The organism is Cryobacterium sp. CAN_C2, assembly GCF_015751745.1.
Taxonomy (GTDB): Bacteria; Actinomycetota; Actinomycetes; order Actinomycetales; family Microbacteriaceae; genus Cryobacterium.
In genome coordinates this window covers 223,180-235,917 of record NZ_JADOUX010000002.1, presented here as the reverse complement: position 1 = coordinate 235,917, position 12,738 = coordinate 223,180, and the positions used below count along the sequence as shown (strand labels likewise).

The 12,738-nt window shown below is 63.6% G+C and carries 10 protein-coding genes and 1 pseudogene; 5 read left to right on the top strand and 6 right to left on the bottom strand.

What is annotated here, in order from left to right:
- Positions 1-341: 341 nt before the first annotated feature.
- The 6 genes and pseudogenes from rplI to IWX77_RS02625 form a co-directional block, all read right to left on the bottom strand.
- On the bottom strand, positions 342-791 hold the full coding sequence (gene rplI, locus IWX77_RS02650; protein WP_092110565.1) for a 50S ribosomal protein L9: 450 nt from the start codon (positions 789-791) through the stop codon (positions 342-344).
- Between the two features lie 9 nt (positions 792-800).
- On the bottom strand, positions 801-1,064 hold the full coding sequence (gene rpsR / locus IWX77_RS02645; protein ID WP_035835236.1) for a 30S ribosomal protein S18: 264 nt from the start codon (positions 1,062-1,064) through the stop codon (positions 801-803).
- A gap of 47 nt (positions 1,065-1,111) precedes the next feature.
- Positions 1,112-1,630 carry a single-stranded DNA-binding protein gene (locus IWX77_RS02640; RefSeq protein ID WP_196842944.1) on the bottom strand — a complete coding sequence of 173 codons (519 nt, stop codon included), beginning with the start codon at positions 1,628-1,630 and terminating at the stop codon, positions 1,112-1,114.
- Positions 1,631-1,891: 261 nt separating this feature from the next.
- A pseudogene (gene rpsF / locus IWX77_RS02635) lies at positions 1,892-2,260 on the bottom strand (30S ribosomal protein S6); the annotation flags it as partial.
- Between the two features lie 284 nt (positions 2,261-2,544).
- Entirely contained in the window at positions 2,545-3,885 is a 1,341-nt protein-coding gene (locus IWX77_RS02630) for an ABC transporter substrate-binding protein (protein ID WP_196842943.1), read from the bottom strand.
- Between the two features lie 407 nt (positions 3,886-4,292).
- Entirely contained in the window at positions 4,293-5,723 is a 1,431-nt protein-coding gene (locus IWX77_RS02625) for a CCA tRNA nucleotidyltransferase (protein WP_196842942.1), read from the bottom strand.
- Positions 5,724-5,803: 80 nt separating this feature from the next.
- Between IWX77_RS02625 and IWX77_RS02620 the strand changes: the two genes are divergently transcribed.
- From IWX77_RS02620 to IWX77_RS02600, 5 genes are all read left to right on the top strand, one after another.
- The gene (locus IWX77_RS02620; protein WP_196842941.1) at positions 5,804-8,170 is read left to right on the top strand and encodes a DUF6049 family protein; all 2,367 of its coding nucleotides are present in this window, start codon (positions 5,804-5,806) and stop codon (positions 8,168-8,170) included.
- The gene (murJ, locus tag IWX77_RS02615; RefSeq protein ID WP_196842940.1) at positions 8,163-9,788 is read left to right on the top strand and encodes a murein biosynthesis integral membrane protein MurJ; all 1,626 of its coding nucleotides are present in this window, start codon (positions 8,163-8,165) and stop codon (positions 9,786-9,788) included. The genes IWX77_RS02620 and murJ overlap by 8 nt, the downstream gene beginning before the upstream one ends.
- A 180-nt stretch (positions 9,789-9,968) precedes the next feature.
- A complete protein-coding gene (trxB, locus tag IWX77_RS02610; protein ID WP_196842939.1) occupies positions 9,969-10,940 on the top strand; it encodes a thioredoxin-disulfide reductase in 972 nt (323 codons plus the stop codon).
- Positions 10,941-10,950: 10 nt separating this feature from the next.
- Positions 10,951-11,274, top strand: coding sequence for a thioredoxin (trxA, locus tag IWX77_RS02605; protein WP_092110604.1), 324 nt, complete (start codon positions 10,951-10,953; stop codon positions 11,272-11,274).
- A 109-nt stretch (positions 11,275-11,383) separates the two neighbouring features.
- Complete coding sequence (locus IWX77_RS02600) at positions 11,384-12,727, top strand: aminotransferase-like domain-containing protein (RefSeq protein WP_442784430.1); 1,344 nt, start codon at positions 11,384-11,386, stop codon at positions 12,725-12,727.
- The last annotated feature ends 11 nt before the right edge of the window (positions 12,728-12,738 follow it).

Here is a 12,738-nt window from a genome sequence, read left to right as displayed (position 1 = left end):
CCTCCACAAACACCCCTGTGGATAACTCTGTGGATAATCTGCGCGAAACGCCGTAGAGATTGTGCAGAACCTGTGGACTCGCCTGTGGACAAACTTTAAAACTGTGCAAATAAAATGTGTTTGATCAGCTATTTAAGTTCTTCACACGGGTGTGTATAAAGTAACTTCAATCAACCCTTGAACCTTGTCGATACGAATGCTCACCTGTGCACAAAACCAGGGGGTCAAGGCCCAAAAAACGGCTCTTAACCTCCAATAGCGGAGGGTTCCTTTCGGAACCCCCCGCTATGGGAGTAGCAAGCCGGCGAGCCCTGTGGCGCCGGACCTACTGAGGTGCGATGCTACTTGGCAGCGACGACCACGAGGGTGATCGTGGCACTGAGCTCGTCGCGAAGACGAACCGTGGCCGTGTGCTCACCGGTCAGCTTGATCGCAGTGAGCTCAATCTTGCGCTTGTCGACCGTGCCGAGACCGGCGGCTGCCACGGCGTTGGCCACATCCGTGGTCTTGACCGAACCGAACAGGCGACCGCCAGCACCGGCCTTGACGACCAGGGTGACCTTGGTGTTCTCAAGCTTGACCTTGAGCGCCTCGGCCTCTTCAAAGGTGGCATGCTCGCGCGCTGCGCGGGCTGCCTTGATCTGCTCGATCTGCTTCTCGCCACCGCGGGTCCACGCAACAGCGAAGCCCTTGGGAACGAGATAATTACGAGCAAACCCGTTCTTGACGTCTACGACGTCGCCGGGTGCACCGAGGCCGGAGACCTCGTGCGTCAGAATCAATTTCGACATTTGGTTTCCTTACCGGCCTGAGCCTGCGTAGGGCAGCAAAGCCATTTCGCGGGCGTTCTTGACGGCACGGGCGATGAGGCGCTGTTCCTGCACGGAAACGCCTGTGATGCGACGGGCGCGGATCTTTCCGCGCTCGGAGATGAACTTGCGCAGGGTGGGGACATCTTTGTAATCGATGACACCAACCCGAATCGACTTCGCAGGAGCGGCGTTCTTGCCACCCTTAGCGCCGCGAAGCGGCTTGCGGCGGTCGCCGCTCGACTTTCCAGCCATGATTTCCTTACTTTCTTAAAAGGTGTGAGCTACGCACGCGGCGTGGCTTAGAAGGGGGTCTCGTCGCTGAAGTTACCGGGACTGTTCCAGACGTCTCCGCCGGATGCTGCGGGTGCAGCAGACTTGGCGGGGGCGCTGGGTGCCCACGGCTCATCATTGCCCGGGCCACCGGCAGCGGGAGCGCCGCTGCGAGGGCCGGACGACTGCGCGCGAGTGAGGGACGCGGTGGCATAGCGCAGTGAAGGACCAATTTCGTCGATCTCGAGCTCCATGCTCGTGCGCTTTTCACCCTCCTTCGTCTCATACGAACGCTGCTTGAGACGCCCGGAAGCGATGACCCGCGACCCCTTGGTCAATGAACCTGCCACGTGTTCGGCGAATTCACGCCAAACGCTCGCACGCAAGAACAGCGCGTCGCCATCTTTCCACTCGTTGGCCGCACGATCGAACGTGCGCGGAGTGGAAGCGATGGTGAAGTTGGCAACCGCCAGCCCGTTCTGCGTGTAACGCAGTTCCGGATCGCTGGTGAGGTTGCCCACCACGGTGATTACGGTCTCGCCAGCCATGGGCTACTTGTCGCTTGCCTTGTCGGCGACAGCGGCCGGAGCCGGAGTGGCCTTGGCAGCAGCAGGCTTGGCGGCAGCAACCTTCGCGGCCGGAACCGCGGTGGAGGCGGCGGTAACCAGCGGGGAAGCATCGACCTTGGCAGCAACCGGAGCAGCAGCGGCCGGAGCCTCGACCGCCTCGGTCACGGCAACGACGGGCTTCGCGGCAGCGGCAACCTTGGCAGCCGGAGCGGCAGCCGCTGCAGCAGCAGCGTCGGCCTTGGCAGCGATGACCTTCGGGTTGGCAGCCTTGCGGGCGGCCTTCTCTGCGGCCAACTTGGTTGCCACGACGACCTGGGCGATGCCCTCTTCGGCGCGGAGTACCTTGGTGCGCATGACGGCCTCGGAGAGCTTCAGCTGGCGGTCGAGCTCGACCGTGGCTGAGGCGCTTGCGGTGAAGTCAACGACGGCATAAATGCCTTCGGTCTTCTTGTTGATCTCGTATGCGAGACGACGACGACCCCAAACATCAACCTTGTCAATGGTGCCACCATCGTTGCGAACAACGTTGAGGAACTTGTCAAGGCTGGGAGCTACGGTGCGCTCATCGATCTCGGGATCGAGGATAACCATAAGTTCGTACTGATGCATGACTAACCCACCTCCTTCGGACTAAAACGGCTGCAGACTTTCTGCAACAGGAGGGTTGTGCATGTGCTGAACGCGGAGGCCGGGAATCCGGCACGCGGGCAACCTGACCAGACTACCGGATGCCGAGGCTGTGCGCCAGTCGATGCGCCCGGCACCCTCAGGACCGAGCAACTCACGCGGATCAAGCCGAACAGCACCAGTGTGTCGTGAAATTCCGGCGTCGAGGGCGGGGTCGGCGTCATCCGTGCACGAGTCCGGCGATCCTGACCTGTGGAGGAGTGGGACTACTGGGTCAGAGTCGCATTGGCGGCATTCTGCGCGTCCCGCACACCATGATCCACAACGGTGCGACCGAGGAAGACCTCGTCGAGAAGTGGCCGCATGGCGTTCTCGGCGGCCGGCCACCCGGCTCCCCGCGGCGCCGGAGCTGTTCCGGCGGCCAACACGTCGTAGAACGGGCTGATATCCACCGTCTTGGCGGCCCAGTACTGCGCGTAGGCGGGCTGCGCGGCCAGCACGGCCGGGGCTGCCGCACCGGAGGCTCCGATGAACTCGGATCCGGCGGCGCTTCCCAACCAGTCCAGCACCCGCTGAGTCTGGGCCGGATGCTCCGACGCGGCATTGCCGGCGGCGGCGATGCCATCGACACCGCTGATCGCACCGGCGGGACCGCTGGGCAGTCGCACCACGCCCCAATCGAAGTTCGCTCCGGCGCTCACATTGACGAGGTTGTACACACCGCTCTGAAACAAAGCCATTTTGCCCTGCAGAAACTGCTCCCGGCTGAAGTCGCCATTGGTGTTCGTGTCGGCGGCCGACGGGGAGACGTGCCACTTGTTCATGAGGTCGACGAGATACTGGAAGGAGGCGACGCCCGCATCGGATGCGAAAGCGTACTGGTTGGACTCATCCTGAAACTGGGCACCGCCGGAGGCGAGATAATTCAGGACCATCGCTTGCAGGTCATAGCCAGCGTTGTAGCCGTATTGGCTCAGATTGGAACCGTCAAACTCGGCGCTGTCGGCCGTATTGCCGTTGTAATCCTTGGTCAGCTTCTGCAGCACCGCAATGAGGGTGTCATTCTCCCCGGTGGGATCCCAGGTGAGTGCAGACACGTCCTCGGGGGTCAGACCGGCGTCACGGAGCAGGTCGGCGTTGTAGTAGACCGCGATGCCGGGGTCGGCCAGCTGCGGCACGCCCCAGAGCGTGTCATCTCGGGTGTATTGCGCGACCACGGCCGGATCCCAGCCAGCTTGGGCATCCGCTGAAGTGGCGGTTGTGATGTCGAGCAGCGCGCCCGCGTCGGCGTAAGCCGGGTAGCTGCCACCATCAACCCAAAAAACGTCAGGGGCGCCCTCACCGGCCACATCGGTGCGGAGCTTTTCGAAGTGGTCGCCCCACGGCACGATCTCAACGTCGACGTGAATGTCGGGGTTACCCTGTTCGAAGTCAGCAAAAGACTTCTCATAGGCGGCGGCAACCTGTTCATCCCAGAGCCGCACGGTCACGGTGGTGGCATCACGGGAGGATTCCGATTCGGAAAAGTTCAGGGCGGCAACGGCCCCGGTGATAACGAGCAGTGCGGCGGCGGCGCCGGCGGCAATGATGGTGGAACGCTTGGCCATGATGTCCTTTATTGACGGATCGAACCTTCCCCAGTGAACCAGCCTACGCAGATCCCGCGATGGTGATCCACCGCACGAAGCTGCGCTGGAAGATGAGAAACAACACAAGGAGCGGAACCAGGGCGAGCGTGGTGGCCGCCATCACGAGGGTTCAATTGCCGTTGAACTGGCTGTGCAGGCTCGCAATGGCCAAGGTCACAACCCGCCATTCGGTGCCCGTCGTAACCACGAATGGCCACCTGACACTGTTCCAGTGACTCACGATCGTGATGAGGGTCAGGGTGACAATAATCGGCCGTGACAGCGGCACAACACTTACGACCGGCGGAATCATCAGGGTCGAGAGATACCTCAAAACAGCGCTCGAAGGCCGGGAAAATCTGTCCGGGCGAAGACGCCGGCCGACTCTACTGAACTCGCTTCGCCCGCCACTCCACCAACCGGCGGGTGGCTTCTTCCTCGCCGAGCGGACCGTCATCGAGCCGCTGCTCAAGCAGATAACGGTAGGCCTCGCCAACCTCGCGCCCCGGTTTCATCCCGAGCACGGCCATGATCTGGTCACCGTCAAGGTCGGGGCGCACAGCGCCGAGCTCTTCCTGCTCAGCCAGGATGGCAATGCGCTGTTCGAGGTCGTCGTATGCGAAACCAAGCCGGTCCGCCTTGCGCCGGTTGCGGGTCGTGACGTCGGCACGGGTCAGAATATGCAGCCGTTCCAGCTGTTCCCCGGCGTCGCGCACGTACCGGCGCACGGCGGAGTCGGTCCAGGCACCCTCGGTGTAGCCGAAGAATCGCAGGTGCAGCTCGATCAGGCGAGCAACGGCGTTGATGGTGTCATTGTCGAAACGCAGGGCGCGCAGTCGTTTCTTCGCCAGCTTCGCCCCGACCACGTCGTGGTGGTAGAAGCTCACGATTCCGCCCGGTTCGAGTTTGCGGGTGGCCGGCTTGCCAATGTCGTGCAGCAGGGCCGCGAGGCGCACGATCAGGTCGGGAGCCTGAAGGTTGCCGCGTGATGTCTCGTAGCCCATGGCCTGCTCGAGCACCGTGAGGGTGTGCTGGTAGACGTCCTTGTGGTGGTGATGTTCGTCGATCTCCAGCCGTAGGCCGGGAATCTCGGGCAGCACGATCTCGGCCAGACCCGATTCCATCAGCACCTCGATGCCGGCGCGCGGGTCCATCGAGACCAACAGTTTCGACAGTTCGTCACCGATGCGTTCGGCCGACACGATACGGATGCTCTCCCGCATCTTTTCCATGGCCAGTGCGGTGTCCAGATCCAGGGTGAAACCGAGCTGGCCGGTAAACCGGGCCGCGCGCAGCATCCGCAGCGGGTCGTCTCCGAAAGAAACCTCCGGAGTGCTCGGCGTGCGCAGGCGCTGCGCCAGCAGGTCATCAATACCGCCGGCCGGATCGACCAACGTCAGCTGGGGCAGTCGCAGGGCCATTGCGTTGACGGTGAAGTCCCGGCGCAGCAGATCCGGTTCCAGGCTGGTGCCGAACACCACATCGGGCTTGCGGGTGGTGCCGTCGTAGCTGTCGGCGCGATAGGTGGTGATCTCCACGGTCTCGCCGGCAAGGCTGGCGCCGATCGTGCCGTAGGCCCGGCCGATATCCCACTGCGCTTTTGAAAGTGGCTTGACGAGCGCGAGAATCTGATCCGGTGTCGCATCCGTGGTGAAATCCAGGTCGTGCAGCGGCCGGTCCAGGAACGCATCGCGCACCGGACCACCGACCAGGGCCAGCTCGTGGCCGGCCGCCGCAAATGCGTTCGCCAGATGGGACACCGTGGGAGTGGCAGCCAGGTCGCCCAGTCGTGCGAGGGCTGCCGCGACGCTCTGCATATGCCCCATATTAGTTGCCAATGCGGGGCGCGCAGTCCCGGTGCAGGCGGCTCTGGGCTGGCACGCCGTAGAATCCCCCTATGGTGGCCGAGTCAGATTCCGCGCATCGGCCCGCGCTCACGGCCGCCGCGTGCACTGCCGTGCCCCCAACCCTGCGCACGCAGAGCCGTCGACGGTTGCGGCCGATCACGGCGTTTCTGGTCGGATTCCTGACCCTGGCGTCGCTGGTTTTCGCGCCAACACTCGCCCTCACCTCGGCCCAGGCTGACACCAAGAACAGCACCGTTGACGGTGTCGCCACCGCTACTGACGCCGTCGAGGTCACCGTTTCACCGACCAATGCGCCGGAGCTGTCCCCCGGTCAGGACCTTCTCCTGACGGTGACCGTTCACAACAACACCGACGCGGCCATTCCGCTCGGTCGAGTCGATGTGTACCTCGCGGATCTCGCGCTCACCACCCGAGCGGCGCTCGATTCCTGGCTCCGGCCCGATGAGGACGCAAATTCCGGCGAGCAGCTGGTCAGCGTGCGGACGGCAGGAATCATTCCGACCGGTACCAGCACGAGCCTCTCCATCACGGTTCCGGCTGATTCCGTCGGATTGACCGACCAGAACGCATGGGGAGCGCGTGGAATCGCCGCGATTCTCATCGCGGATGACGTGGTTCACGCCGAGGGCCGGGGCACGTTCGTCTGGTCGCAGAGCAGCGCGATCACCCCGGTCGGGCTCGCGTCCATCCTGCCGATCACGACCCCGGAAAGCACGACCGGCCTGATCACATCCAAGGCACTCGAGTCGTACACAAGCTCGGTTGGCCTGCTCTCCCGCCAACTGGATGCCGCAATCGATGCGCCGACGACAACGATCGCGATCGATCCGCAGATCATCGCCTCCATTCGCGTGCTCGGCACCGCCGCTCCCGCGTCGGCCGTGGCCTGGCTCGACCGCCTGGCCGGTGCGAGCAATGATATTTTCCCGCTCAGCTACGCGGATGCCGACATCGCGCTGCAAGCTCAGGCCGGTGCAGCGACGCTACTCGCGCCCACCTCATTCGACCCGGCGATCGATCCGAGCCGGTTCGTGATACCCACCGCCACGCCGAGCCCTGAAGTTACCACCGAGCCAACCGATGTGCCCACAGTCAGCTCGCGCACCCAGACTGAAACCACACCGTCGCCGTCGCCGTCGCCGTCGCCGTCGCCGTCGCCGTCGCCAACACCGACACCGACACCGACACCATCGCCAACGGTGGAGCCGGGCGCAACGGTCATTCCCACGACCAGTGACCTCTTGGCCTGGAACTATACGAGCACCGCGATCGGCTGGCCGGCCGCCGGGCAGGTCGCCCGCACCGATCTCAACGTCTTTGCCGCGAGCGGCCTGACCACCACCATCCTCTCCAGCGGCAATGTGGAGCAGTCCGACTTCTTCACCCCGAACACCGCCGTCACCCTCCCGACCGGACTGGGCCTGGTGAGCGACACCGTGCTCTCGGCGGCGATCCGGGCCGCCGCCGAAGCCACGACCGAGGACGACTGGCGGGTGAACGTCTCCGAGGCGGCCGCGCTGCTGGCCATCGTGTCCGCGGAGAACCCCAATTCGGTGCGCACGCTGCTGGTCACGTTCGACCGCAGCAGTGCGACGAGCGCGACCCGGGTCGGTCAAACGCTCGCGGCCCTCGACACGACCGCGTGGTCGAACGCGGCCCCGCTGCAGTCGGCTCTGGATTCCACACCGGCAACCACGGTGAGCTTTCAGGACGAAGCGATCGATAGCAAGCGGGTCACGCTCGCACGTTCAGTGTTGGACCGCGAGGGTGCGATCGCCGAATTTTCCACCATCCTGGCCGACCCCGTGGTGGTCACCGCTCCGGCGCGACTCGACCTACTGGCCCTTCTGGACACCTCCTGGACCTCACCGGAGTCAGGCTGGGAAGACCAGGTCCGGGCGAGCCTCGCCGCCTCCTTCGACCTCATGCACGCCGTAACCGTGACCACTCGTGGGCCGATCATCGTCGTGGGCAGCAAGGTCGACCTGCGCATCACGCTCAACAACGCTCTGGACCAAGCCGTCACCGTGCGCGCCGAGATCGTGCCGTCCAACGGACGACTCGTTGTCGGTGAGACCCTGGAGACCACCATTCAGCCCAACTCCGCGCAGGCGGTCTCGGTGCCGCTCAGCGCGGCCGTCGGTAACGGCGACGTCGTCTTGCGGGTCACCCTGTTCACCCTGAACGGCACCCCGCTCGGCCAACCAGCGCCCATTGACGTCAGCGTGCGCGCCGACTGGGAAGGAGTGGGCGCAAGTATCTTTGCGATCCTCGTGGTCGGCTTCTTCGGTTTCGGCATCTGGCGCAATATCGCGCGTCGGCGCCGGGAACGCGCCAGTGAGGCATCCGCTTCTGCCGCACAACAGAAGCTGGCCGCGGTGGAACCCGATGTCTGATACCAGCACCACTAACGGCGGTATCGGGCGGGCCAGCGCTTTTCTGGCTTCCGGCACGATTGTGTCGCGCATTCTCGGCTTCATAAAGCTCATCGTGCTGGCCGGCATGATCGGCCAGCTCGGCGACAGTGCCGACGCGTTCGCTCTGGCAAACCAGCTGCCGAACACCGTCTACGTCATTGTCGCCGGTGGCATTCTCACGGCCGTGCTGGTGCCGCAGATCGTGCGGGCCAGTGCGCACCTCGACGGCGGCACCGCCTATATCAACAAGCTACTGACCCTGGCGCTGTCGATTCTCGCCGTGACAACGGTTGTCGGCACCCTGCTCGCGCCGGCCATCACTGGGTTTATCGGCATCAACCTGCCAGCCGACCAGAAGAGTCTCGCGGTCGCGTTCGCCTACTGGTGCCTGCCACAGATGTTCTTCTACGGGCTGTACACGCTGCTCGGTGAGGTGCTCAATGCCCGCCGCATGTTCGGCCCATTCACCTGGGTACCGGTGCTCAACAACGTCGTGGCCATCGTTGGCCTGCTCATTTTCGGCGCACTGTTTGGGGCCGATGCCACCGGCGAGCGGGCGGCTGGCGAATTCACCCCGGCCATGATCGCGCTGCTGGCTGGCAGCGCCAGCCTCGGTGTGATCGTGCAGGCCGTGGTGTTGTTCTACTTCTGGAAGCGCATCGGCCTGCGCTTTCGTCCCGACTTTCACTTTCGTGGTGTAGGCCTCGGCGCCGCCGGCAAGATGGCCACCTGGACCTTCGGCATGCTGATTCTGACCACCATTGCCGGGGTCGTCGAGACGCAGGTCGTATCGCTCGCGACCGGTGAGGCGTCCATTGCGGTGCTCGCCACCGCCTGGCTGATCTTCATGCTGCCGCACTCGGTCATCACCGTCTCGGTGGCTACCGCCTACTTCACTCGCATGAGTGAGCATGCGGCACTCGCGAAGTTCGATTTGGTGCGATCGGATGCCTCCTCCGCGATACGAGGCACCACGCTCATCATCGTGATCGCCACCGCCGTGATCGCCGTCTGCGCGTATCCGTTCGCCGCCGTGTTCGTGGCGCCGTTCGATCAGATCCAGGGCATCGGCAACGTGATAATCGCCTTCATGCTCGGACTTGTCGCATTCTGTATCCTGTTTGTGCTGCAACGCACCTTCTACGCCCTCGGGGACACCCGAACACCATTTTTCTTCACCCTGTTCCAGGTCGTGCTCATCGTGCTCGGGGTGCTCGGCTGCGCCCTACTGTCGGTGCAGTGGATTGCCGTCGGTATCGCCCTGGTCATCACTGTCTCCGGCGTGCTGCAGTGCGTGCTGGCGGCGCTGCTGCTGCGCCGCCGACTCGGTGGCATCGACGGCCGCCGCATCGTGCGCAGCCTCGGGAAATACCTCGCCGCAGCGATCATTCCGATCGGCTTGGGCGTGACCCTGCTGTTGATTCTGGGGGGAACCGTTGAGGGCGGTTTTGCCGTCGACTCGCGCCTGACCGCCATCGCCTCGATGCTCATGATCGGTCTCGTGATGTCTGCGGCCTACTTCGGACTACTCCTGGTCCTGCGCAGCGCCGAGCTCACGGCCTTTTTGGCGCCTCTGCACCGACGCTTCGGCCGCTAAGGTGCCCCCGGCCTGCCGCGCGGCTGCAGGAACCCGTGAGCGCCGCAGGTTGGTTCTGCCTAGCTGGGTGCGGGCTGCGTAAGCTGGGAGGGACCGGAATAGCATCCGATTAGGATGTGTTGTATCGAAAAGTGAGTCGGGATTCTGCCCGTCTTGCCCACCACTGCAAGGAGTGTGCGCGTGCGTCAGATCATCATCATCGGTTCCGGACCGGCTGGCTACACCGCGGCGATCTATGCCGCCCGAGCCAACCTCAAGCCGTTGGTTATCGCCAGTTCGGTAGAGGCCGGCGGTGAATTGATGAATACGACCGACGTCGAAAACTTTCCCGGTTTTCCGGAGGGCGTTCAGGGACCCGATTTGATGACCAAGATGCAGGAGCAGGCCGAGCGCTTCGGCACCGAGGTGGTCTACGACGATGTCGAGTCGGTGGACCTGTCGGGCCCCATCAAGACGGTGACCCTCGGCAACGGTGACGTGGAGCAGGCCCTCACTGTGATCTTCGCCGCCGGTTCGGCGTACCGCAAACTCGGTCTCAGCGACGAAGAACGCTTGTCCGGTCGTGGTGTCTCCTGGTGTGCCACCTGCGACGGTTTCTTCTTCAAGGGCAAGGAAATCGCCGTCATCGGCGGCGGCGACTCCGCGATGGAAGAAGCCACGTTCCTCACCCGGTTTGCGTCCAAGGTGCACGTCATCCACCGCAAGGGCGAGCTGCGCGCCTCCAAGATCATGCAGGAACGTGCCTTCGCGAACGACAAGATCGACTTCATCTGGAACTCCGAGGTCGTCGGCATTACCGGCGCCGACGCTGTCGATGGTCTCACCCTGCGCGACACCGTCTCGGGTACCGAGAGCAGCCTTGCTGTCGGCGGCGTGTTTGTGGCGATCGGCAACGACCCGCGCACCCACCTCGTGCACCACCAGCTCGACCTCACCCCCGAGGGCACAATCGCCGTGGCGGGAAGGTCAAGCCTCACCAGCCAGGCGGGTGTCTTCGCCGCCGGCGACGTGATCGACTCGAGCTACCGTCAGGCCATCACCGCGGCCGGCTCCGGCTGCGCGGCCGCACTCGACGCCGAGCATTTCCTCAGTATCCTTCCCTCCGCCTTGCTGGCCCAGGCCGGCGACACCGAACTCGTACCAGTCAACTAAGGAGCACCACATGACCGCACGATCCGTTACGGAAGCCAACTTCGATCAGGAAGTCATCAACAACGAGAAGACCGTACTGGTGGACTTCTGGGCCGAGTGGTGCGGCCCCTGCCGCGCCGTCAGCCCGATTCTCGACCAGATCGCGGCCGAGAACGCCGACAAGCTCGACATCGTCAAGCTCAACGTCGATGAGCACCCCGCTCTGGCCGCCAAGTACCAGATCACCTCCATCCCCGCGATGAAGGTCTTCCAGAAGGGCGAGGTCGTCAAGACCGTCATCGGCGCCAAGCCAAAGCCGCAGCTCGAAAAAGACCTGGCCGACTACCTGGTCTGACCAGCTCTCACCCGAGAAAACCCGCCCGTCACCGACCGGGCGGGTTTTCTCGTACCCGGTTCCACACCCCATACGATGAAGACGACAGTAGAACGGACGCGACGTGACAATTCAGGGTTCCACTCAGGCTGGTTCCACTCAGGCTGGTAACAACCTCGACCCGTGGTACCACCACTACGCCGAACGAGCCGCGGGACTCAAGGCCTCTGAGGTGCGCGCGCTCTTCGCCGTGGCCTCACGCCCCGAAGTGGTCTCCCTCGCCGGCGGCATGCCGTACGTCGCCGCCCTGCCGCAGGACCTCGTCATCAACGCCATGGATCGCGTCATGCGCGAAAAAGGCACAACTGCCCTACAATATGGCTCTGGTCAGGGGTTTCCCGTGCTGCGTGAGCAGATTCTCGACGTTATGGCGTTGGAGGGAATCAAAGCCAATGCCGACGACATCGTCGTCACAACCGGCTCCCAGCACGCCCTCGACCTGGTGAGCAAACTTTTCCTGAACCCTGGCGACGTCGTGATATCCGAAGGCCCGAGCTACGTCACCGCCATGGTGATCTTCAAGTCGTACCAGGCCGAGGTCGACCATGTGCCGATGGACGAGAACGGCCTGATCCCAACCGCACTGATCGAGCACATCGCTGCCCTCAAAGCCGCCGGTCGCACCATTAAATTTCTCTACACGATCCCAAGTTTTCATAACCCCGCTGGCGTCACTCTCAGCTGGGAACGCCGCCTGGAGATTCTCGAAATCTGCCGCTCGAACAATATTCTCGTTCTCGAGGACAATCCCTACGGCCTGCTCTACTTCGACACGCCGGCACCGGATGCCATCCGCTCGCTCGAGGCGGGCGGCGTCGTCTACCTCGGCACGTTTTCCAAAACCCTCGCCCCTGGTTTTCGGGTCGGCTGGGCGCTTGCCCCCCATGCCATCCGTGAGAAACTCGTGCTGGCCAACGAGGCTGCTGTGCTCTCCCCCAGCTCCTTCACCCAGATGGTCATTTCGGAATACCTCTCTACCGCCGACTGGAAGGGACAGATCAACACCTTCCGCGGCGTCTATCACGAGCGTAAGAACGCCATGCTCGCCGCACTGGATGAATACCTGCCGGGCCTCACCAAGACCAATCCCACCGGCGGATTCTACCTCTGGGTAACACTGCCCGAACGGCTCGATTCCAAGGCCATGCTTCCCCGTGCGGTGAAGGAGCTCGTCGCGTATACGCCGGGAACGGCGTTCTACGCCGATGGTGGCGGGCGCCAGAACATGCGCCTCGCCTTCTGCTACCCCAACCCCGACAACATTCGAGTCGGTATCCGTCGTCTTGCCACGGTGATTCAGGGTGAACTCGATTTGCTCGACACCTTCGCCGGTACGGGCTCACTCGGCGCCGCACCGGACCGCCTTGGCGCCAAGAACCAGCGTTACGCTGGCCCACCGGCCAATATCTCCTAGACTCGCCTCCT